This window comes from Rhodopirellula sp. MGV (assembly GCF_002251265.1).
Lineage (GTDB): Bacteria > Planctomycetota > Planctomycetia > Pirellulales > Pirellulaceae > Stieleria > Stieleria baltica_A.
On sequence record NZ_NPDI01000042.1, the window covers coordinates 63255 to 85852 of the forward strand.

The window sequence follows — 22598 nt, forward strand, 5'->3', positions numbered from 1 at the left end:
CGGAAAGGGTGCGATTCGCTAGTGGGACATCGCATAGGTGACGATGTTGATGCCCATCGGATAGGCTTTTTTGACCGAGTACTCGGTGAAGTAGTCGCGGTTTTCACCTTCACGTTCCCACCCATCGCCGAGGTCGGTGTTGTGGCAAATGAAAACCATGATGCGATCTTTGTCGTCGTAGATCGCCTTGTAGTGTGGGACAGAGGTGTCGCTGCCATCACGAGAGCTTTCCCAGGAAACGCCGTAGCGTGCCGAGTGAATCGATGGCACTTGCGGTTTTTCTTTCATGTCATACACATTGTGAAAAATTTGGTGCGACAAAGGGACCTCTTGAGGCCGGCGATCAGGAAAGACTCGGCCGAGTTCCCATTCCAAGTTTTCGTACTGGGTGTCACCCCAAAAGTCATCCACCATCAAGAAACCACCGCTATAGCAATAGTCACGCAGGGCGACGACTTCCGCTTCACTGAATGACAGTCCGCCTGGTTCGATCATGTACAGAAAGGGGTAATCACGAAGATTGTCATCGGTCAAGTTAACGATAACCGGATTCGGATTCACCTTGATCGTTGTCAGCTGTTGCAAACGTAGCGAGAAATTCAAATCGCTATCGGGATAGTCGGTTGCCCAACCGCCCCCGCCGCCGCGGCCTGAGTACGAGTCATAACGCACGCGTGCGAACGTAAATAAATCGCCGGGAAAGTTCTTGTCTACTTCCCAGACCGGGACACCATTGCGGTTGTACTGGATATCGCGAAACCCGCCACGACGAAAACGCTGGGCGACAACAATCGCGGGCAACACGACGACTGCCAGTGCGATACTGGTGATGAGAAAGCGTCGACGGCTCATGGGCTCGATTCCTCCTCGCTGGATTGATTTTCTGTGTCTGATTCGCCGGTCGCTTGGGTTTCCTCGGGCGAGTCCTCAAGGTCAGGCTCGGGGGGCAAGTCAGTCTCTGGCGAAGAATCGGTTTCTTCCGATGAGACTTGATCTTCCGCCGTCGCATTGTCGGCTTCAGAGTTCACTGGCGATTGAAGTTCGGCGAGCAGTTTGAGGGCGTCGCGATAGCGTGGGGCTAAAAGCAGTGCGTCGACCACGTGAGTAACCGCGGCGTCGCGGTCGCCTTGACTTTGATAGGCAACCGCAAGTTGATAGTTCAGCCCCGCCACATCCACCGGATCGAGCTCTTGGAGTGCTTTCAGCGATGGGATCGATTCTTCGGGACGTTCCGCTTGCTGACTCGCTTTGATAATTCCTCGGTGGACCGCAGCTAAAAACGGCTGCACTTCTAGGGCTTGGTCACCTGCTTTCAAGACCGCGTCCCAGTCACGCTGTTCGGCGGAGTAATCCATCTTTCTTATCAAAGCGGGCAACGCATCGGCGGACTGCTCCAACCAGTTTGCGATCGCTTGTTGTTCTTGGTCGGCATCGTCAAGTTCGCGGTAGCACTCCGCAAGCAGTTCCAACACGCCGTCGCGCTCGCCGGTCGCGGCACCGTGATCCGCCAGGAATTTCAAGTGTTCTATTGCCGCCTCAAATTGTCGTTGACCAATCTCGCGACGCGCCAATGACATTCGGGCCCAGTAGTTATCGAGGTGGTCCTCGGCCCACTGATTCATTTCTTCGCGAGGCGTTGCCCCGGTAAATTCGGGACGATCAAATTCCAAACCCTCACCGAACGCAGTCGCTTTGTTTTGTGCGAATTCGGCAAAGGCCAATTCAAGGCGCTCGATCGGATCGGTGTGCTTGGCCAACGCGGTGTTGATCGGAACGCCTTCGCCCAGCGTGTCCAGGATTGCGTTCAGCGCGTCTGCGCCGTAACGGCCGACAATAAACTCGACCGCCAAGCAAGATTCGAAATACGCGAATTGCAGGTGTTCACCCGACGGCGGCGACAGAAAAGCACTGCTGAGTTCTGAAATTGGAGTGAAGTCATCGCCCATGATCATTTCGCGATAGCGAGCTGTCATCGATTGACCCCAGCGAGAGTCACGTTGCAATTCTTCGTAGACGGAAATGCCTTCGCTTAGCCAACGCGGCATTCGGTTGTTGGTTTTGGTCAGTGTGACCACGTGACAGAATTCGTGCCACAGCACCGATTTCCAGTTCGATGGACGCTCACCACCGGACGCCGGGCTGTTGGCCGTGATCACGTGGCCAAAGCAAACGCCTAGAAAGCCTTCGCCCCCTGGCAAGCCGAAGGTGCGAATTGCGAAGTCGCTTTGCTTGGGGAAAATCTCGACGATCACGGGCCGTCGAAGCTCCATCGAGTACTTCTCGCACAGTACCCGTTTGGCTTCGGCCAATATTTCGGCTGCGGCATCGCCATAGACCCTTCGCTCTTCGGGATCCATTCGCAACAGGATTTCGCCGGGCTCGGAAAAGTCCCGCGTCACTTGTTTGGCAGAACTTGCCGCGATTGTTTCGAATCCATCCGTGCGATCTTTTAACGTCATCAAGTTGTACGCGACGACGTTGTACGGATCTTGTTTGTTGACTTCGTTGGCTAGTTGCCAGCCGATGTCATCGTCGCCAAGACGCAGCAAATCCTGGGCAAGTTGAAACGTTGCCGGGATAAAATCTGGGTCAAACGTCAGTGCATTGCGCTGATACTCGGCGCCTTCTTTGAAGCGATATTTATCGGAGAGTTTTCGTCCGATCAGGTAGTCCACATTGGGGTTGGTCGTCCAATGAGCAAGTGCCTTGTCACGCAGCTTTTGCTCTTTCTCGTAGTCGCCATCGACGTGGGCGATCACGGCAGATAGGGCAAAAGCGTTTTCATCGTGACGATTCAATCGAAACAAAGCGTCGATCGTTTTCCTCGCATCGTCATAAAGCTCGCGATCGATCTCTTTCTCCGCTTTCAGCGTCAATGCTGGAGCGTAGCTGGGATTCAGTTCGAGAGCTTGCGCGAGCGCCAATGCCGATGCCGTTGAGTCGGTCGGCGCGAGTGCGAGTGCGAGCAGGTATTCCAGACGGGCGTCGCTGATTTCCAGCCGCTTGGCTTTCATCACCGAATCGGCTGCGACTTTGAAGTCACCTTTGTCGATCGCAAGCTCGGCGGTTGCGATGTGCGCGTCCAAGTTGTCGTGATCGGATTCCAGCACACGATCGTAAAACGATTTTAAGATGATCCGGGCATCGATGCCGTTGCGGGAGAAAAAACGACCGGCGGCGATCAGGGTGTCGGCGGTCGCATACCGCAGTTGACCTGTTTCGAGATACCGTTCAATGAACGCTTTTTCGATTGCCACCTGATCTGGCAGGTCGTTGTACTGGGCGACACGAATACCCAGGGTTCGCAATGGCAAGCTGGTGGGGTACCGCTTGATCGCATCTTGATAGGTGGTCAACGCGTCGGCGTATTCACCCTTGCCCAATTGGCACTCGATCAGCAATTCACTCCAGCGTCGATTCCAAACGCCTCTTTCAACTTCGGCGGCAGCAAGTTCCTGGGCTTCATCGATTTTGCCGGTTCGAAAGAGCGTTTCAACTTCCGAAAAATTTGCGGCCTTTAGCGTGGCAATCGACATCGATGGCGGCAACGCAGACAAACCGACAAAAACGGCGGCCCCGATCATCCAAGTCAAATGGCGTGATGGTGCGCATCGAGATCGCCTTGCCGAATGGTGTTTCGATGAACTAATCAATCCAACCTCATCTCGATATCATCAGACCGTTTCTAGACGTTCTAACCCCGGCATCACGCGAATGACTCGCGAAATTTGCTTGGTATCGATTGTAGCGAATCGGCGAACGGCTCGTTGCAATCGGGGGCAACGGATCGATTAGAGATGGTGGGGTTGGTCCCCGGCCGGAAGAATGTTGAAGCTAGGCGAGCTTACAACGGAAGACAGTCCGCCAAAGATGCGAACCAGGCCAAGAGATCGCGGCGGCAAAGCTTCCCTGACAGAAGCCGCACGCGAAGGGCCGAGAAGGTTTATCGAGTTCGCTGACTGATCAGCTGTTTTTGGTTGGCGAGGTGACCGATCGCTTCTTGCAAGACTAGGTCGTCCAGATCGCTGACGATTTCGCCGTTGTCGTTCGGGCGAGCGGCAATGTAGTTCGAGTCGACCACCAAATCTGGGAACACGCCGCGTTGGCTGATTGCGGTTCCGCTGGGCGAATAGAACTTCGCCGTTGTCAGGCACAGGCCGAACTTGGCTGCCTGCATGCGGAAGATTCCTTGCACGCTTCCTTTGCCGTAGCTTCGCTGGCCAACGATGACACCCCGGTCGGAGTCGGACATCGCACCGGCGAAAATTTCGCTGGCACTTGCGCTGTCGCCATCAATCAAGACAGCCAGAGGAAAACTGAGTGTCTTGGTACGGTGGGCGACATAGTCAAAGTTTTCGCGTGAGTTGCGGCCGCGAGTGGTCACAATCCGGCCTTGGCTCAAGAAGCGGTCGGCAATGTCGACTGCGGCTGACAAAAGCCCGCCTGGGTTGCCGCGAAGATCCATGACCAGCGAACGCATACCTTGTTGCTGCAGATCCCAGATTGCCCGTTCGACATCACGTGGGGTCGTTTTCTGAAAGTTGGTCAGACGCAGGTAACCGACGCCGTTGATCGGATCACAAATGTGGGCGTTTTCAACACAAGGCACTTCAACGCGGCGGCGAGCAATCCGATGGTCGTTTTGTAGCCCGTCGACGGATTCGACCGAGATCGAAACGAACGTGTTTTCAGGGCCACGCAACAGGTCTGCGGCGATTTCGGGCTTGCCGGTGCGTGTATCGGCTTGTTCGACGCGAACGATTCGGTCGCCTGCTTTCAAGCCAGCTTCTTCGGCCGGGCCGTTGGGGATGACGGAAAGGATTTCGAGGGCATCGGTGCTAGGACGTAGCTCGACGCCAAGTCCGACAAAGTTGCCTTCGATGTTCGAGAACATGTCATCGAGTTGGTCGCCGGACAGCAAGCGTGTGTAGGGGTCAAGCGTCGAGACTGCGCCACTGACGTATTCCAACACCACAGCGGTTGGGTTCAATCCGATTTCGTTGCGTGCCAGTTCGGCGACGGTCGCAACCGAAGCTCGCAGGTCGTGACGCCCGTCGGTTGGACGGTTGGAAATGCGTCGGTGGATGGTCTGTTGAAACTGATGAACCGCTTCCATGTTGGCGCTCGGCAGCACGTCACCGAGGTAACGATTTTCGGTGAGCGCGATCTCGAGTGCTGCCGTACCATGCAGGAACACACGAGACCAATCGACTTGTTCGACGTAGTGTGTTTCTAGGTTGGCAAGGATTTCGCTATACAGATCCAATGCCTGCGCCGCGGTCATCTGATGGACTGAATCGACAAAACTGCGATCTCGATAGCGGCGGTTCACGTCCGCGTGCAATCGGCAGATGATCAGTCGCTGATAGACTTGACGCGAGTTGGGGAAGTCACGAAACGCTTTTTCGTAGTGGCGAATCGCTTCGGCCCAGCGGCGTCCGATCTCAAGCGACGCGCCTTCTTCGAGCACGATATTCAACGGGTCCGCTTCGATGTCGGTTGCCGATTCGACGGCCGCCGGTAGTGGCTGCATCGAAGGTTCTTGAGCATCAACGGTGGTTGCGATGCCGCCGAACAAGACAGCACCGGTCAAGAACAACTTCGTTCGAAGGGACGTTCTGGCCGAGGCTGCGCGATGTTCGTCTTCAGATGATACGAATGGTTTACAAGCCAAACGTGACAAACCGACCCGTGCGAATAGTGGCATGCTGAAGGGGCTCGTGCTGGTGTCTGGAGGGAGGGAACATACGATCGAAAGCAAAGCAAAACCGCTTCCGAAAGTGGACCGCGCTCGACACCCAGAACGAGCGGTCAAGCGAATATAGGTCACAAAAGATGCCCGGTCAAAAAACCGTCCGACGGGAAATCACATTAAATGCTGTGATCGCTATGTCTTGATGCATGCCATTACGGTTGCATCAGTCGATTGCGTCTTGCGGAACAAACACCCTCATGGATGGGTGCGATCCCGCTGGCCCGTCTTGCGCTCCTTACGCAGAAAGCAACAACGTTGCTGCCATGGCCTCAGAATCCTTTAGCCGCACTGTTGGCGGCACACTCATTAATAGGCACTGTCCAGCTCGCGATCAACCGAGCGCTCGGAAACAACTTGGGTGTCACCGATTCGAGCTCTCCTTTAACGATTCACTTGAACACTGATGTTTATTCACAGTGACAACGGGTCCAGATGATTCGACACGGACGGTCGGCGCAACCGTATGCCATTTCGCACAATGTCATTTTTTTACTGACCGGACCGGAGAGCCTAGCCGTCAAAGTTTCCGATACCTGCTTCTGTCCCGCAATCAGGCGTCTTGCCAAACGCCAGCGTGAGCCGTCTTTTTATTTCACGTTGTTGCGAGACCACATACTGGTCCCCTAGAGATTCTTTCCTAGTGGACCGCCCCGCCAACTCGCCAACCACACGTTTACAAAGGAAAGGACTCCGCAAACGCGATCATTAGCGTCTGCAATCTCGGTAACGGAAATCGACTCAGAGTGATGGAACTCGGCTGCGGCCGTGTCTCTGAATCGGCCGCCCCGTTCGCCATTGATTGCCATCCCTCCGACGCCAATCTTCAAAGACAAAGAAGTCTTTGCAGGAGTATCGCTGCGGTTTAGTCCTGGAAGGAGTAACGTCACGATGACCATAAAAAACAGTATCCGCAAAAAGCTGCGCCGTTTCGCACTCTTCTGTTTAGTCGCAGCGTCGACTTCCGCCGTCTATCGGCCGAGCCAATTACAGGCCGAAGACACTCACGACAGTATCGCGATGCAAGTGAATGACACACTGCATGATGACAGCGAACTGTGTGGCTGGGTCGACGACCTTACTAAGACAGTCGAAGCCAATCCCGTTCAACCTCCCTCTTCGATCACCAAAAGTTCCAAAGCACTCGTCCCACACTTCTTGACCATCACGGTCGGAAAGGAACTGATTATCGATACCTGTAACTATGAGAAATGGCTGCAGGGTACGCTCAAAGACCTCCCCTCAATCGCAGCCGCAAAGGTTGCTCCACAATCGGCCGATTTCACGCCGGCTCCCACCAAGAGCACTCAAAGCTCCCGCACGGCAAGTGACTTCAACGCCGCTGTCGCAGCGATTGTCGCGGCGGCGTCTTCCGGAACACCGGTGCCGTTCACGCACTGGACTGAACCCTTCGCGATGGTCGGCCCAACCTACAGCACCTGTGAAGTTGAACCGGCTTGCGGTGATGTCACCACCGACTTCGCAGTTGTCGAAGCATCAGATGTCGCAACTCCAACGGCTGAAGTGCTGGCGTTCAAACAATGGCTGACACAAACACAGTCCTTCATCGGACAACTCGACCTGGATGACTTTGCGGCGTTCGTTGCCGAGCAGCAGGCAAGCCTTGCTGTCGCAGCCGAAGAAAACGTCCTCGCGAGCGAAGGCGTGTTGGCGATTGTTGAAACAACGCCCATTCAAGAAGAGCCAAACGCAGCGGTCGTGGCGCATCTCGGCACCGCGCCATTGATCTTCACGATCGAAGAGGCCTTCGCTTCCTACGATATGGCGGAAGAAGATTTGGTCGCCGAGGTGTTTGTCGCACCGATCGATGAGCACCCGGAATTGATCGTCGCTTCGCTGGCCGATACGTCACAGGCCGACGTGTTGCCGAAAAACGAACAAGCGGATAAGGCCGAACAAGCTGAGCACGTCGTTACCAACGAAGCAGACATCGAAATCGATGTGGTGACCGACGCGCCCAAGTTGGTTTGGATGGACACGATGCTGTCTCCGAACCGGCAACCCTTATGCTTCAGATCATTTGCGGAACAGTGTGAAGCCGGCTGGAGTCCGAAAGCCGATCAAGCCGTCCCATCGTGGCAACGTCGACTTTTGCCTGCCCCGGTCGAAGACACCCTGACGCAAATCGTCAAATCGGAAACGATGACGGCACCTATCGAAGCCGTCGCTGAAAGCACCACCGTTCCGACCACCGAACCCGTCGCATTGATCGGGTCGCCAGAATGCTGGTTGGACGAATTGATTGGCAAAGCTGACCAGGCTGCCCGATTGCAGCAACGCGTCAGCCAAAGTCTTCGCCCCCATCGCATGGGAAGTCATCTCGCATCGCTCGTGGTGAGCGGTGACGAAGCGGCTTCTGAGTTTGCCGTGCAGTTGGCACAAGTTTGGCCAGCGGCACCTGCACCGGTGAACCCAATTGTGGGCAGCGGAGTGAAATTGTTGGCACGGGCTGAGGCCGCCGAGCAGATTCCCGGCGTTGCCGAGGTAGCCCAAACCGAAGGGAATGCGGAGCCCTTCGACGAGGCACAGCTCGCCCAAGCACGTGCCACTTTGTTGCAGTGGGTCGACGTGGCCCAAAGTGTGATCGATGACCTAAACCATCGTGTCGATGACGTGATTGAGATTGCCCGAATTCGTGGAACTCAAGACGAATCGCAGGTGCGATAGGTAAGGCTTCGAAGACGCTTTCAGCCAACACGACGAATCAAGCCGGTCTCGTCCATCCTGCCGGCGCGCACTTTGATTCGAACACACTGCCAGATCCGCTCGTTCTCAAACGGGTTGCCCTCCCTCGCGTGCGAGAACGAGCGGATCTTTTTCCCTCCCCGTTGGATCGCTACCGCCAATCAATAGGATCAGCGATGATCGCCATTCTGCTCGCTTGCACCGTCAAAACGATTCTTTCAAAAAAGAAAAAAGGGATCGCCGCGGTGGACCAAACCAAACCGCAACGTCCCAAATAGATCTGTGACATCTGTTCAATGTCACGCCGCTGACAAGATCGCTGCTGCCGGAGTGAATCCGCAGCAATCGGTTCCGCAGCAATCAATACTGTGTGGTGGTACCGCCGGGGGGCAATTCCCACGGCGGGATCGGACGGGTCGCTTGCTGGTCGCCAATCTGTGGATACGGCGACTCGGTGGGGAATGACGTTCCCGGGTAGGCGTTGTTGGGGAAGGACTCTTGGGGGTATTCGCCAGCCGGGTTTTCCAGCCCGCCTTCGGCATTCATCTGGCGATGGTTTTCCAGGAATTCCTTACCCTTTTCGATTGCCTTGGCAGTGTCAGACCGGATCTCGTCGCGATCGAAACGGATCGTTGTTTCTTTTTCGTTGCGGTCGATGGTGAACCATCCGGCCAGGAACGCGCAAAACGCGAGTGCTCCCAAGATCACTAAGCTACGAACCATCACTCATCCTTGTGGTGTGTTGTTTCCGTAAAAATTTCCGCCGACGGGAATCGTCCATAGCTGCGGCAAACGCGATTCTAGAAACGCCCCCCAGCGGATTAAAGGTCAATTTCGAAGGTGGCCCGCCAGCTTTTCCCGTCCGGCGATCCACCCGTGGCTGAAAGGCGACTTGGCTTGGCGGGTATCATCTTTTGATATCACGACCCCGCAGGGTCACCTATGCTGGTGAAACGGCATCAATCATCCCCCCACAATCCAAAATGCGTCTGATGAGATTGAATCGCAATCGAAATGGAATCACCGCGAAAAGCGCTCGCTTGAAACGCAGTTGTGCTCGCCTGTTGTTGGGCGCCGCAGTGCTGTCGGTCGCCAACACCGCTTCGGCTGATGACTGGCCAGGTTGGATGGGGGCGCAGCGAGACGACGTTTATCGCGAATCGGGTGTCGTCACCGAGATCCCCAGTGAGGGCCTGCCCGTGAAATGGCGACATCCTGTTGGGGCCGGGTACTCCGGACCGGCGGTCGCTGGTGGCAAAGTATTTGTGACGGACTATTTGACCAGCAGCGGTCAGTTGTTCAACGATCCGGGGCAGCGTGCGAAACTCAAAGGCCGCGAACGATTGCTGGCACTCGATGAACAGACCGGTGAAGTGATCTGGGAGTACGCATATGATCGGCCCTACGACATCAGCTATCCCTCCGGCCCAAGAGCAACCCCAACGATTGATGGTGATCGCGTCTATTTCCTCGGTGCCGAAGGCGACTTCGCATGCTTGGATACCAGCGACGGCAGCGTGATCTGGAAACGTAACTTGGTTGCTGACTTCGCTGCCGATGTTCCGATCTGGGGCTTCTCCGGTCATCCGCTCGTGCATGGCGAATTGGTCTACACGATGGTTGGTGGCGAAGGGCAAGGACTTGTCGCGTTTGACAAGAAAACGGGCGAGGTTCGTTGGAAAGCCCTAGATACTCCCGCGGGATACTGTGCGCCAACTTTGGTACAGGCGGGCGGTACGACTCAGTTGATCTCGTTTCATCCAGAAGGCGTGACCAGTTTTGATCCTGAAACGGGGAAGCCGTTTTGGGAGATCGCGGTGAGTCCGTCGTATGAAATGGCTGTAGCAGTGCCCGCCTTCGATGGCAATCTAATGTATGTGAGCTCGATTCATACAGAAGCGGTCATGATCGAATTGGACTCGTCGACACCAACGGCAAAGGAACTTTGGCGTGGCGAAGCAAAAAACGCCGTGCATTGCAGCAACGCCCCCGCGGCATTTGACGACGGCGTGGTTTATGGCACCGATTGCAACCAAGGTGACTTGATTGCGGTGGATGCTAAAAACGGCGATCGACTGTGGTCAACCTTTCAAGCGACCAAGCCGGATGAAAAACGGTTCATCAAACATGGAACAGCGTTTATCACCCAAATCGGTGATTCCGATCGCTACTACTTGATGAGCGAAACGGGGGATTTGTTGGTCGCGAAACTGACTGCCAAAGGCTACGAAGAACTCGGTCGCATGAAGGTGGTTGAGCCCACCGGCGAAGCGTTCGGACGTCCTGTCGTTTGGAGTCATCCGGCTTATGCGAACCACGCCGCGTTTATCCGAAATGATAAAGAGATCGTTGCGGTTGACCTGACTGCGAAATAACAATCGCCGGAATAAACGACGCCATCAAAACGAAAAAACCCCGGCCGAGACTCGACCGGGGTTTTTAGTTGTTCGCGATGCGTTGCGAAGTGCCTACCAGGTGTATTCGGCACCGACGGTGAAACCTTGCAGGACAAGGTCGTCGTACATGAATGGCCGGTCGACGGTGGTCGTCGTGAAGATGTTCGTGACCGATTCACGATCAAGTCCGCCGTAGACCATGTCGTCTATCGCGAGGACATAGTACGAACCGCGGACGGTCAAGCCGTAGGTCAGTCGGTAGATCATCTTCAGTTCGAAGTCTGCCATGACGGTGGTGTCTTGGTCGAAGTCCGACAGCGTTCCCGATCCGCCGTTGATGCCAAGCGAATTGGCGGTGATGTTCGTGTGACGGTCGATGTCATTTTGAACCCAAGCCGCTTTTGATCCGACGCCCAGCGAAACTCCGGGAACAACGTTCCACCAGAAGTCGAAACCGGCTTGAGGACCGAACAAGTGGTTTTTGGCACTCGTTTCACTGTAGAAGTATCGGTTGGCGTCGTTGGCATTGGTCGCCGAATAAAGCAGCGAGTCGTCGTAGCGAACGTATCGCAGACCGACCAGCCAAGAGCTTTGGAAGCGGCAGTAGGGGAACATCGTGCGACGACGATAGTTCAGTTCCGCCGAGTGAAAAGTACTCTTGCTGACCAAGCTTTGGGTGGTCGATTCGTCGGTGTCATCGAAGCCGCCGGACGGGGCGGTACCGAACTCGCTGATGAAAGAGTATAGCGATCCGCCGGCGTCGTTCACCGATGCGGTGCCGCTCCACTCATTGCCGCCCATGTAGGTTCCTTCGAAGTTGCCACCGGGGCCCCACAGGATTGCGACTGAAGCGCGGACGCCAGCTTCCAGATCGTCTTCACCGACATCGTCAAGAGTCAGGACCGATGGGCCGTCGATGCCTTGCGAGGTGATTTGGTTCGGTACACCACCATCGATGGTGCGGGTCAGGAACAATCCTTCCAGACTCATGTCGTACCAGCGTTGGTTACAAAGTCCTGCCTCTTGGTAAGGACGAAGCATCGACACGGCACCAGCAAGTACCGATCCGGCATAGCCGAAGGGCAACTCGCGGCAAGCGGTGCATCCGGCACCACGGCAGAACAAGCAAGCCGGGCCACCGCCAGCACGCAGTTTGCCGAGCAAGCCACCGCCGCCGAGGACGCTGTTGCAATCGCATCCGCCGCCACCGCCACATGCGCCGCAGACCATTCGGTCCATCGCGGGCATCATTCCTGTCGATTCGCAACCCATGTCGCAATAGCCGACTTGGGCGATTCCGCCTGGGCCGACAGGCATGCCGAGTGGTGGCATCCCTGCTGGGACAACGTAGCCGCTACCTTCAAAGTCGTAGCCGGCTTGGGAGACTCCTTGGGCACTCGCGGTCATCACGGACGCCAACGCCAGCATGACTGCACATGCAGTTCCGCAGACTTGCGACGTCGTCCCGACACGGGGCGAAAGAAGTTTTGAAGATGGTCTGTAAAGCATGTTTCGAATCATTCGGTGCATCGCAAACGTCTCCGCGGTCGCAGCCGCCTCTTTAATTGGGCTCGTTTGCCCGAGCCACATTTAACGCAACTTGCGTCAGTTTCTCCCGAGCCACGATAAATTGGTGGGAGGGCGAGCTTGGTGTGTGATGACACCCCGCGCGAATACACCGGACGCCTCGACATCGAGTTTTCGATCACTCGGCGCTGACAGTCCCGGTTTCCCCCCCTGGACATTGTTTTTGAAGTGACCTGTACGATGACAAGCGTTTGAACGCGTCCCTGCGTTCGTCACGTCCGGCATCATGCAGACAATCGCTTCAGCTGGAGTTATCGGCACGACCGGGCCCAGGGGTTTGGCAAATTCCACTAGAACGAGCTAGGAAATCTGTAGTGATCACGAGATTTTCCTTGATCATCCGCTTTTTTTGCGATCCGTTGGGGGACCCGAGGCCTGTAGGGTTTGATTACCCGACACACAGCACTGACAATGGCGCACAATTGAGCAGGCCTTGAAATGCACTGAAATTTGGTCCCGATTAAGCGATCCCTGTTGAGTTGCGATGGATACCCGTTCGACGAATTCGTCCCCCGAGCTTGGCGACGCCAAGGTGGTGACGTCTCGCTTGACAACGGGTGACGATTTCGCGCCGCAAGACCGCGAACTCCTGGAGTCACTTCAGTCGCTTCGCAACCGACTGGGCGTTCCGCCCGATGATCTCGCCGAGCTGATCAGCACGCGATTCGATGAAGCCTGCCGAACGCTGCAATCGAATGGCAATCGCTTGCCTCGGCTGGACCTTTCCAGCTGGTTTCTTACCAAGCACGGCGAATTGGTGTATCTGGAAGGGCGTGAATCGTCCGGCACGGAAATGCCGCTTGGCGATCCAGGCGACCTGACTGCCGGTGATCGGTCCGCACTTGTCACCGCGTTTCGAGCTGAACTCGTTACGCCACGGGCGCTCGAATCCAATCGACGCCCAGTCGCGTCGTCTGCCGGCACCTTGCAAAAACGCTTGGTCAGCCATGAGGTGGAAGAAACCGAAACGTCTTTGATGACGGCCGATGAAAAGGACCGGCGAAAAGTCATCTCGGATCAATTCACCCAAGCCTTGGTGCAGCGTTTCGGACCCGAAAAAGTCCAAGTCGTTGATTCAAAGCCACACTCTTCCAAGACCATCAAGCTGCAGCCGATTGAACGAGACCGACGTTTCAACTGGAACCTTGTTCTTGGTGTCGGATCGACCGTCGTGATCCTCGCTATGATTTTCGCAGGGTATCAAATCGTGGCTCAGCGTCACGAACGTCTCGCCAACGCCCCGCGTCGCACGTTGAACAACGTTGCGGAGCGACAACCACAGCCTGAAGTAGTCCAGTCCGCAGTGGCTCAGTCAACTCCGGTCCGCCAAACGGAAGCCCGACCGGCACCAAACCTCGGCAACAATGCTGCCGCACAAACCAAGCAAACGCTGGACCGGTCAAGCGGCACACCGCAAGCGGCAGTTCAGGTCGACGATCGTCAACGTCACAACACTCGCAGCTCCGAGAGCCGCGTCTTTGCCAATCACGCGCCAGCGAAAACGACGCGAAATACGACGCGAAATACGACCGACGACGAAATCTTGGGATTGGCTCAGACCGTTGAAGAGCAACTTATCGACGTCAAGTCAATCATACCCAGTGGCATCTCTCTCGATGAACTGCGGATCAAACCGGGGGACATTTCGCTCGATCCGGCAGCTGCGTCGGATCGGTCTGCTGCAGGCGAGGAAACGCTGGAGGCGATGATGTCCGATCGCGATTCCGCCGCGATCGATTCCCAGCAACAGCCGACGGTCGCGGGCAAAGAGAGCTTCCTCGATCTACCGAAGGTGACAGATCTCTCGCCCATCTCTTTCGAATCCAGTGCGGCACCCTATCAAACGATCGAATTCATCCAGCCTTTGCCGTTGGAACTGCTTCCGTATTCAAACAACGAACAGGTGCGGATGATCGTTGATTCCGAGTCTGGGAAAGCGATTGCCTGGATCAAACACGATGCGAAGAACTACTTCGTCTGGGACGAGAAGGCGTCCGCTGATCCCAATTCACGCCAAATGCTCCACGGACGTCTGATCGATTCCGAAGGCACCTCGACGTACTTCAGACCGTCAATCCAGACGCCACCCTTCGCACTTTCACTTGATCCTCTTGAGTGGAAATCGAGTTGGGATTTGGGCGGACCGACGCAGAAATCCAACACCCAGCTCGACCTGCGGATTAGTGCGCCGGACACGATTCAGTGGTCGTGGGACCAGCCGTTTGATCCAACCAACGGCACGGACCAATTGGCAATCGCGACCTTTGCGGCGAAAGAAGAAGAAGCCGAAGGCGTGGCAATCAAAATGATGATTAAGGTCGACTGTGACAACGAATTGAAATTGCAATTTGTGTTCGGAGGCCGGCTTGATCGTGAATATGAGTTCCAGGGCCTGACCAGGGCGGGATTGCTGCAAGTGATGACCTCCACCCATCATGCGATGCGAACCGCCGAATCCGCGAAAATGAACCTTGAGTACAACCTCCAGCACAAGAACTCGAGTGAGCAGCGGCGGGCTCGTGCAAAAATCGATGAGCTTGACGACCAGTTCAAGCGATTGGAAGCCAACCTTAATCGTCTACGCGTTTTGAATGCATTGGCGAACACCATCGAATCGAAAGTGAAACTCGAATTCGACCTCTTTGTTCAATGGCCGGATTCGTCTCGCCAAATCATTCTGCAAACGACGACAACGCTTGAATAAAAGAGCAGTCGCAAGGCGCAAGAGCGGGTTTCACGGACGCGGTTCCACGCGATTGAGGAACCCGATTGGCCTTCGGTGCCTTGCAAAACGGGCCGATTACAAGGCCTTTTCGGGAAAATCGACCGCGCCGGTTAAGCTTTGCGGGTTATTCATCCGATACCGGTTCTGACGGGATTCGAAGCCGCACCGCGGACCCGACATGAATAGATCCATCTTAGGCACGGAAGCCATGAGCCGAAAACAGACTTCTGGACGCATCACTCGAGTCGCCGCAATCGCAATCGTCACCGGCACCTGCTTGGTTGGCGCCACTGGTTGCCAAGTCACGATGAACGGTCAAACACTACCTAGCCCGTATTACTTGCAAGACGACGTGCAATACTTCCCGGCCGGACCGGAGTTCAAATTGCCGCGTGAAGCAGCAGCATTGAAAGCCGCCACTGCCCAAGAAAAGCAGTCTCGCTGATCAGCTGATAACAACGTGAGTGGACGAGGCGATGGATCCTGAAGAAGGATTTGTCGCCTTGTCCACTACGCTGGGCGTTTGTTCAGAACGCACGGCGTATGCCATCGCGTGCGCGGACATACACGATGTCCCGCTGTCGATGCAGGATGCCCGTCGCTTCACTGCGACGGTTGATCCGCTACGTTTCGCTGCCGCTACGCCATCTTTGAGAGCGCTTCTGCGACCAACGCTGGGTCGTCTTTTTCACGCAAGTGCTCGATCTGTTCGGGCGTCATGCCAGCCTTTTCCAGGTGGCTACACAGGCGTTTCCAAACGGTCACACGTTTCGTGCCCTCGCTCAAATACAGCTCCGTGACCGCTTCTTGGGCTTTCTGAATCCCAATCGCGTCGCGATTGCGGTAGTAATTCTTGATAATCCGTTCTTGGTGGGGCGTACGATTTGCGTTCATAACTGCTAGAAACGATTCAGGTTCGGGAATCACGCGGAGAAACAATCCATTCGTGTCTCCACGGTTATCGGCTGGGGCCTAATTGCGCTATAGTAGGCAATTCGGGCAACGCTTTGTACGGCTAAAGCGAATAACGATCGCCAACTATGTGCATTCTTCTTGAGAGTGAAAGGAAAACCAAATGACGACCGCATGCCGAGGCGTTCGCGGGGCGACCACAGTTGATGTCGACGACCGAGACGAAATCCTGCTCAAAACACGGCAATTGCTGGCTCTGATGATTCGGCAAAACGAGATCGAGACCGCTGATCTCGCCAGTGCCATCTTCACTGTCACCAAAGACCTCAAGGCCGAATTTCCTGCTCTCGCTGCTCGGCAACTTGGCTGGGATGGCGTCCCACTGTTGTGCGGATACGAGATCTCGGTCGAACGGTCCCTGCCACGCTGCATTCGCGTGTTGCTGCACTGGAACACGGCGAAACCGCAGGCTGACATCCGCCACGTCTATTTGCACGGTGCTGTCAAATTGCGCCCCGATTTGTCAGATTTACCCCCCGTCGACTTTGACGAGCTGGAACAATGGATCCAGTCGCAAATCTCGTCCAACACCGCGAGCTAAGTCCTAGGGTTTGTTTTGGCGAAAAAGTCCAACCTGCTGTTTCAAACGGCCGTCGAGCTAAGCGTCATCCACGCGTCCTATGTGGTTGGCACCGGAGCGCCATGCACGGACAAAGCGACTGAAGAAAAGCTCGCCGCTCCGACCAGCCAAATCAATACGCGTTTGGCATCATCGATGGGCGATGTGTCGCGATTTTGGTCAGCCTTGTTCGCCGAAGTCGCCGCAGGTGAAAGCTTGCGAGAGGCCTGTGAAGCGGCTCTGGCAACGTCCGGCTGCAGCGAACTTCAAATCGAAGCGACCGCTGCGGCACTTCGAAGCCAACTAGAAGACAGCCGGATCGCGCTCGGCCAGCGCTTTCCGAAGCTTCAAGAGCAACTGAAACTTCGCGCCGGTCCATTACGTGACCGTTGGCAAACCTATGGACCAGGATTGCTGATCGAAACCGCCAAATTGATTTGGCATTCGGCGCCGCCAGACGGATGGTGGCCCGAATCGATCGACTGTTTGTTGGTCCAGCCGTTTCGTGGTGGCGACGGCGGGTTTGATTCCGGCAGCCGACGGATCTGGATCGAAGCGATGTTGACCGACCCCGACCCGATCGTCACCGAAGTGGTGCGACTTGCATACTTGGCGACTCAGGTCGCCATTGGCCGACACTTAGAACAAACACTCGGACCGCGTCCCGCAATTGATTTGCCAGAGGGATTCGGCTCGGGGACAAGTCGACATTCGCTGCTGCCCTGGGATTTAGGCACCGTTCCAATCGTGCTGCGAGCGGCACGTAATTTGGGACTTTTCTCACAGCAAACGCTGCCGGTCGCAAAAGCGATCAAGCTATGGCGACTAGGCGATGACGAGAGCGCGGCAGCTGTCGAGCGATGGTGGGAGCAATGGGGCGATCGTGACGTCGCAATGCCCGTTTCGCTGAAAGCTCTGGCCGAATCGATGCAGCCGCTTGCAGAACGTCGGAAAGCAAGTCGGCTGCAGTAAATTTGCTGGGCTTATGCCGCAGCAGATTCTGTTTAAGCAGCTCGCCTAACTGTTGCTATCGTTGCCGATTTGAACTTTGATCGAGCCGAGCATCTTGGTCATCTCAGCTTCTTTGGTTCCCACGAACAAAATGTTGTCCAGCACGATCGCCCGTTTTTCCGTGGCCGGGTGCAGGATCAAGCGACCGGCACCAAGTAAGGCGTACTCAAAGACGTCATTGATTTCTTTGTCAACGCGCAGATTCGGCGCCGGGTACCGCTTCAGGTCGCTGAGCATTCCGTGGTGGTGCAGCAGTTCGTTATTGGACAGTTCCCAATAATTGAATCGGGTGCTGACAAACACCGCGGCGTACATCAGTCCCATTCCGATCGTCATGCACATAAAGAACGTGGCGTTCGCAACCGGCCGGATGCCTCGGACCCAGCCTTCGATCGCAGGCAGCAATCCGGGGCGTGATAGGAACAGCAGCCACAATCCCATCGCGATCGATGTCACAACAAACATCAACGTCAGTGACGTGGCCCGCGGGAAGTCGAACACAATGACGAACATGTTCGCCATTAAAACGGCCAGGAACATCCCGGTCACCATGACTGCGGTTTGATCTTCGGCGGGATTGATCGTTGTGTCGCCGGTGAACCACAGCACCAACGACGCGATGAACGAGACGATCAATGTGGGGTACATGAAAACGAATTTAGGATAGGGCACCAACAGGATTCGCTTTTTCGAATGGCCTCCGGAAGTGCGTGTCTTCTCGGCGCCACCTGAAGCCGCCGTGGCGGTGGATCCGTTGGCGGTTTCACTTGTCGGCTGCTCACCTGCACTCATGGTTGCTCGTTCCTGGTTCCTGACCTGATCGTTTCCTAAACAGCAATCCTGACTCTCGTCGGACTTCCAATCGGCCCAAAGTCTATCCTGCGTCATCCTTCGTGGCACCATCAGCTCCGCTCGCGGGCGCCAAATCGCCTGAATCCGGGCTGTTCGCTCCATTCGCCCCGCTTCGCGCCGATTGATGCAAAACCAATAATCTCGGGCCAACCAACAGAATTTAACTTTCTCGGAGCCGTTTTTGATGAGTGATTTGATGCAACGTACCCTCGTCCTGCTGAAGCCCGACGCCGTCCAGCGCCGCCTAATGGGTCAACTGATCGCACGTTTTGAAGCCAAAGGGCTGAACATCATCGCGATGAAAATGTTGCAAGTGACCCCCGAATTGTCCAAGCAGCATTACGCCGAACACGTTGAAAAGCCGTTCTACCCCAGCCTGGAATCTTTCATCACCTCGGCACCCATCGTCGCCCTGGCAATCGAAGGATTGGATGTGATCAAAGTCGTTCGTGACATGCTTGGCGCGACCAACGGTTTGAGTGCCGCTGCCGGAACGATCCGCGGCGATTTCAGCAGCAGCCGTCAAATGAACTTGGTTCACGCCAGCGACGGACCCGAAGCGGCTCAGCGTGAATTGACGCTGTACTTCGAAGATTCAGAAATCTGTCACTACGAACCCGTTTTGACTCCGTTCTTGCGAGCGGCAGACGAGTAATTCACCGCCCAGAGTTACTGACAGGTTTAAGCGACGCCACCCCGATTTTTGGGCCGTGACGCCCGGGGGATACGTCGCAGGTCAGTGCTGCGAGCGCATCAAAAAACGCGGCTTTCGCGATGAAAGCCGCGTGAAATTGATCGGTAACGAGACGGAAATGATTAAATGCCGTTTCGTACGACGCCGACAGCAACGCCGACGATTCGGGCGTCGCTGACGTAGAGCGGCGCCATTTCGCGGTTGGCTGGTTGCAGCCGAATGCGACCTTCTTCGGGGAACCAAAACTTCAATGTCGAATCGCCCGTTGCCAGTTCAGCAACGACCATCTGGCCGGGTTCAGCCGATTCCTGTTTCTGGATGACGACAAAGTCGCCGTCTTGGATATGGGCATCGATCATTGAGTCGCCCGACACCTGCAGGATGAAACGATCGTTCTTGCAGAACATTCCGCTGAAATCGACACGGTCACTTTGCTCGAAAGCCAACGCGGTCGTTCCTGCTGCCACCATTCCCGCCATCGGTAAGCTGTGACCACGATCGACCGTCTCGGTCAATTCGATCGCACGTGACTTATTTGGGCTACGGCGGATGAGCCCTTTTCGTTCCAACGCGCGAAGGTGACACATGACACCATTCGGGCTTTTGATGCCAAAGGCTTCGCCGATTTCGCGAACCGTTGGCCCGTACCCGCGATTGACAATCAAATCACGGATCAACTCATACACGCGGCGCTGCCGTTCTGTGAGTTGCTTCGTTGCCATTTGTTTACTCGCTGAAAGGAGAGACGTCGCCGAGCCGACAACCTAAAGGTAGTATACCCAATCCACCACTACAAATCCATTACCGCCTGGCATTTCGTGACATGGATCACATCTGTCCAATATCGAAGTGTTAATCGGCAACAGTCCCGGGGGACCGACGCGGTGTCGGATCAAAACATTTCATTGTCACCCCGAGAGGCCATGCAGATTTCATGAAGGCAAATGGTTGGCAGTTGCGTGGCGTTGCCGTAACGTGTTTGGGGGTAAAGCTTTACGTTTGTGTTCTGTCCTGGCGCAGGGCGGATTTCCTGCAGCGTCGACACTTTTTCCACCCCCCCGAATTTCTTCACAGCACGACGATTCGGGGCATCTCCCGTGAGCCGGAAGACGTCTCTAACCGTGAATTCTTGCCTCATGCGAACGAAGTTCAGCCCGCCGTTTGAATCCGAGGCGGCCGCTCGACAATTCGATTTGACTTCAAAGCTAGCAAACTTAGAATCTCGCCCACTCACCGAACGCCAACGAGATTGCTAGCAACTCTTAGTCGTCTCTTCACGGGACGTTCGGTTGAGTCGGATGATTGATTCGGGAGGCTGAAATGCCACCCAGCGGAGCTAGGTTGGCTGCTTTTCTTGCCAACGCTTTGGCTGCTTTCCTGAATCAGCTCGTCAAGCCGATTTACACCAGGTTGTTCGGTCTCGATTCCCCACGTGGCCGTGACGGCGCGATCGACGATCTGGAATTGAACGTTTCGCATAGATCCATGATGGAGGACTGCGCTCCCGGTATGTCCACAACGCAAGGCTGCAACGATGACTCGGATGTCATCGTCACATTCAAGGAGGCTTTGAAACAGCGTGTGGGCGCGGAGCGTTATCAGATTTGGTTCTCTGGTATCGAGTTCGACATCGAGACCCCAGCGGCTGACGAAGGCAACAAACAAGGCTGCATCATCGCCACCGCCCGCGGCCAATTCGCCGCCGACCGGTTGAGCAAGAACTTTATGTCGTCGCTGCGTGCGGCAGCCTCGGCAGCATGCGGTTCGTTGACCAACGTCCGAATCGATGTCGCCAGCACACCGGTCCAGCAAGTCGGGCTGCCGTTTGACGACGCGGCGGATACCAATTCCGTACATCCAAATGACTCGGCGACCGCTGACGGGGTGATTCAACCTGCGGCACAGGACACCGTTGCACGCGACGCGTCGGCGCAAGCGTCTGCAAAATCGTCGGGTTTGACGAACACGGGTTCGGCAAACAAACGCAAACCCGCCAATCGCCGTCCCCAAACACAATCGATCGCAGCGATCTTGGCCGACGGAATCGATAGCCGCAAAACGGCTGCCCAACCGTCGCCAACGGTTCCGGCACCTCGCCGCCGCGAAACGCAATCCGCTGCCGCACCGGCACCGACGGCTGCTCCTGCTACAGCCCCGGGGATGCCAGCTTCGACGCGTCAAAACATGCGTCAAGCGATGGACCACCGCTGGGACAACTTCGTCACCGGAGCTTGCAACAAGCTGGCCGTGACAGCATGCGAGATGACAATCGAGTCGCCACGCACCGCATCGCCTTTGGTTTTGTGGGGACCGCCGGGTTCTGGTAAGTCGCACTTGCTGGGCGCCGTTGCAAAGAAGCTCCGTGCGGTGCACCGTCTTCGCCAAGTGATCATCATGTCGGCCGAAGACTTTACCAACGATTTCATCAAAGCCCTGCACGGCAACAGCCTTCCCGCATTCCGTTCGCGATTCCGCGACGCGAGTGCTTTGTTGATCGATGACATTCAGTTCTTTGTTGACAAAAAAGCGACGATCCGCGAGCTGCAACACACGATCGAGATGTTTGCCGAAGCGGGCAAGCCACTGGTGTTCGCCGGGACGAAAGCACCGACAGAGATCAAAGGACTGGGCGGTGAATTGAGCGGTCGCCTGGCATCCGGGCTGGTCTGCCAGGTCAACAGTTTGGATTTCGAAACACGCGTTGAGCTGTTGAAACGATACGCCGATACCAGTTCCCCCGATCCTTGGCCACAAGCCGTACTCGAAGAGATCGCCGAATCGGTCGATGGGGACGGGCGATTGTTAATCGGTGTCGCCAATCTGGTTTCGCTGTTGCATCGAATGTACGGTGCGATGCCGACGATGGAGCAGATCCGCCAGCACGGTTCACACCTGCTGCGAAGTTCGGGCGTACCGATCACCTTGCAAACGATCGAACAAGCCGTCGAGAAAGTATTCCAGCTCGAAGGTCGTTCGCTGCAGTCGGGTTCGCAAGCCAAGAGTCTGACCGGCCCGCGGATGCTGGCCATGTATCTGTCCCGCGAAATGACTGGCAGCCCATTTTCCGAAATCGGCGGCCACTACGGCGGTCGAAGCCACAGCACCGCGATCCTGGCGTCACAGCGAGTTCGCCAGTGGATCGACGGCAACAAGAAGATCGGCCGGGGACAGACGGCGATTGCCACCGACGAAGCCATTCGCCGCATCGAAGCGATGTTGAAAACTGGCTAGTGCCCCGCCCGTCTGGTTGGTTCCCCCCGCATTTCAGTTCGACTTGATCGACGCCCGGGGAAACGGGAAACTGCTGTTCTCCAATCACACTGCAATTCTGTCTGACAACCACG

General features: G+C 55.9%; 16 protein-coding genes. 8 read left to right on the forward strand and 8 right to left on the reverse strand.

All coding sequences use genetic code 11. The annotated features are described in order from the left end of the window. Window positions 1-18: 18 nt before the first annotated feature. The 3 genes from CGZ80_RS14995 to CGZ80_RS15010 form a co-directional block, all read right to left on the reverse strand. On the reverse strand, window positions 19-852 hold the full coding sequence (locus CGZ80_RS14995) for a DUF4159 domain-containing protein (protein WP_094415815.1): 834 nt from the start codon (window positions 850-852) through the stop codon (window positions 19-21). Beyond that, window positions 849-3584, reverse strand: coding sequence for a peptidase MA family metallohydrolase (locus CGZ80_RS15000; RefSeq protein WP_233148432.1), 2736 nt, complete (start codon window positions 3582-3584; stop codon window positions 849-851). Before CGZ80_RS15000 ends, CGZ80_RS14995 begins: the two co-directional genes overlap by 4 nt. A gap of 359 nt (window positions 3585-3943) precedes the next feature. Continuing rightward, window positions 3944-5593 (reverse strand): S41 family peptidase, encoded by a 1650-nt coding sequence (locus tag CGZ80_RS15010; protein ID WP_233148433.1) that lies wholly within the window; start codon window positions 5591-5593, stop codon window positions 3944-3946. Window positions 5594-6643: 1050 nt separating this feature from the next. On the opposite strand from CGZ80_RS15010, the gene CGZ80_RS15025 reads away from it, so the two are divergent. Then, entirely contained in the window at window positions 6644-8440 is a 1797-nt protein-coding gene (locus CGZ80_RS15025; RefSeq protein ID WP_094415824.1) for a hypothetical protein, read from the forward strand. Between the two features lie 378 nt (window positions 8441-8818). Here the strand turns inward: CGZ80_RS15025 and CGZ80_RS15035 are convergent, their stop codons facing one another. Beyond that, on the reverse strand, window positions 8819-9181 hold the full coding sequence (locus tag CGZ80_RS15035) for a hypothetical protein (RefSeq protein ID WP_094415828.1): 363 nt from the start codon (window positions 9179-9181) through the stop codon (window positions 8819-8821). Window positions 9182-9441: 260 nt separating this feature from the next. Here CGZ80_RS15035 and CGZ80_RS15040 point away from each other — a divergent pair, with 260 nt between their 5' ends. After that, entirely contained in the window at window positions 9442-10833 is a 1392-nt protein-coding gene (locus tag CGZ80_RS15040) for a PQQ-binding-like beta-propeller repeat protein (protein ID WP_315851420.1), read from the forward strand. A 93-nt stretch (window positions 10834-10926) separates the two neighbouring features. On the opposite strand, the gene CGZ80_RS15045 is transcribed toward CGZ80_RS15040, so the two are convergent. Beyond that, window positions 10927-12384, reverse strand: coding sequence for a BBP7 family outer membrane beta-barrel protein (locus CGZ80_RS15045; protein WP_094415830.1), 1458 nt, complete (start codon window positions 12382-12384; stop codon window positions 10927-10929). A 541-nt stretch (window positions 12385-12925) separates the two neighbouring features. Here CGZ80_RS15045 and CGZ80_RS15050 point away from each other — a divergent pair. Then, window positions 12926-15145: a hypothetical protein gene (locus tag CGZ80_RS15050; protein WP_094415832.1), complete on the forward strand. Its 2220-nt coding sequence runs from the start codon at window positions 12926-12928 to the stop codon at window positions 15143-15145. Between the two features lie 229 nt (window positions 15146-15374). Continuing rightward, a complete protein-coding gene (locus CGZ80_RS15055; RefSeq protein WP_094415834.1) occupies window positions 15375-15611 on the forward strand; it encodes a hypothetical protein in 237 nt (78 codons plus the stop codon). Window positions 15612-15805: 194 nt separating this feature from the next. On the opposite strand, the gene CGZ80_RS15060 is transcribed toward CGZ80_RS15055, so the two are convergent. Next, entirely contained in the window at window positions 15806-16060 is a 255-nt protein-coding gene (locus CGZ80_RS15060; protein ID WP_094415836.1) for a hypothetical protein, read from the reverse strand. 181 nt (window positions 16061-16241) lie between these two features. Between CGZ80_RS15060 and aroH the strand changes: the two genes are divergently transcribed. Further along, a complete protein-coding gene (gene aroH, locus CGZ80_RS15065) occupies window positions 16242-16679 on the forward strand; it encodes a chorismate mutase (RefSeq protein WP_094415838.1) in 438 nt (145 codons plus the stop codon). Between the two features lie 15 nt (window positions 16680-16694). Continuing rightward, window positions 16695-17669: a hypothetical protein gene (locus CGZ80_RS15070; RefSeq protein WP_094415841.1), complete on the forward strand. Its 975-nt coding sequence runs from the start codon at window positions 16695-16697 to the stop codon at window positions 17667-17669. Between the two features lie 45 nt (window positions 17670-17714). On the opposite strand, the gene CGZ80_RS15075 is transcribed toward CGZ80_RS15070, so the two are convergent. Beyond that, a complete protein-coding gene (locus CGZ80_RS15075; protein WP_198953703.1) occupies window positions 17715-18500 on the reverse strand; it encodes a hypothetical protein in 786 nt (261 codons plus the stop codon). 256 nt (window positions 18501-18756) lie between these two features. Here CGZ80_RS15075 and ndk point away from each other — a divergent pair, with 256 nt between their 5' ends. Continuing rightward, entirely contained in the window at window positions 18757-19215 is a 459-nt protein-coding gene (ndk, locus tag CGZ80_RS15080) for a nucleoside-diphosphate kinase (RefSeq protein WP_094416022.1), read from the forward strand. A gap of 161 nt (window positions 19216-19376) precedes the next feature. Here the strand turns inward: ndk and lexA are convergent, their stop codons facing one another. Then, window positions 19377-19976 (reverse strand): transcriptional repressor LexA, encoded by a 600-nt coding sequence (gene lexA, locus CGZ80_RS15085; RefSeq protein WP_094415843.1) that lies wholly within the window; start codon window positions 19974-19976, stop codon window positions 19377-19379. Window positions 19977-20595: 619 nt separating this feature from the next. On the opposite strand from lexA, the gene CGZ80_RS15095 reads away from it, so the two are divergent. After that, window positions 20596-22485, forward strand: a complete 1890-nt coding sequence (locus CGZ80_RS15095) for a DnaA ATPase domain-containing protein (RefSeq protein WP_158222706.1) — start codon at window positions 20596-20598, stop codon at window positions 22483-22485. Window positions 22486-22598: the final 113 nt, after the last annotated feature.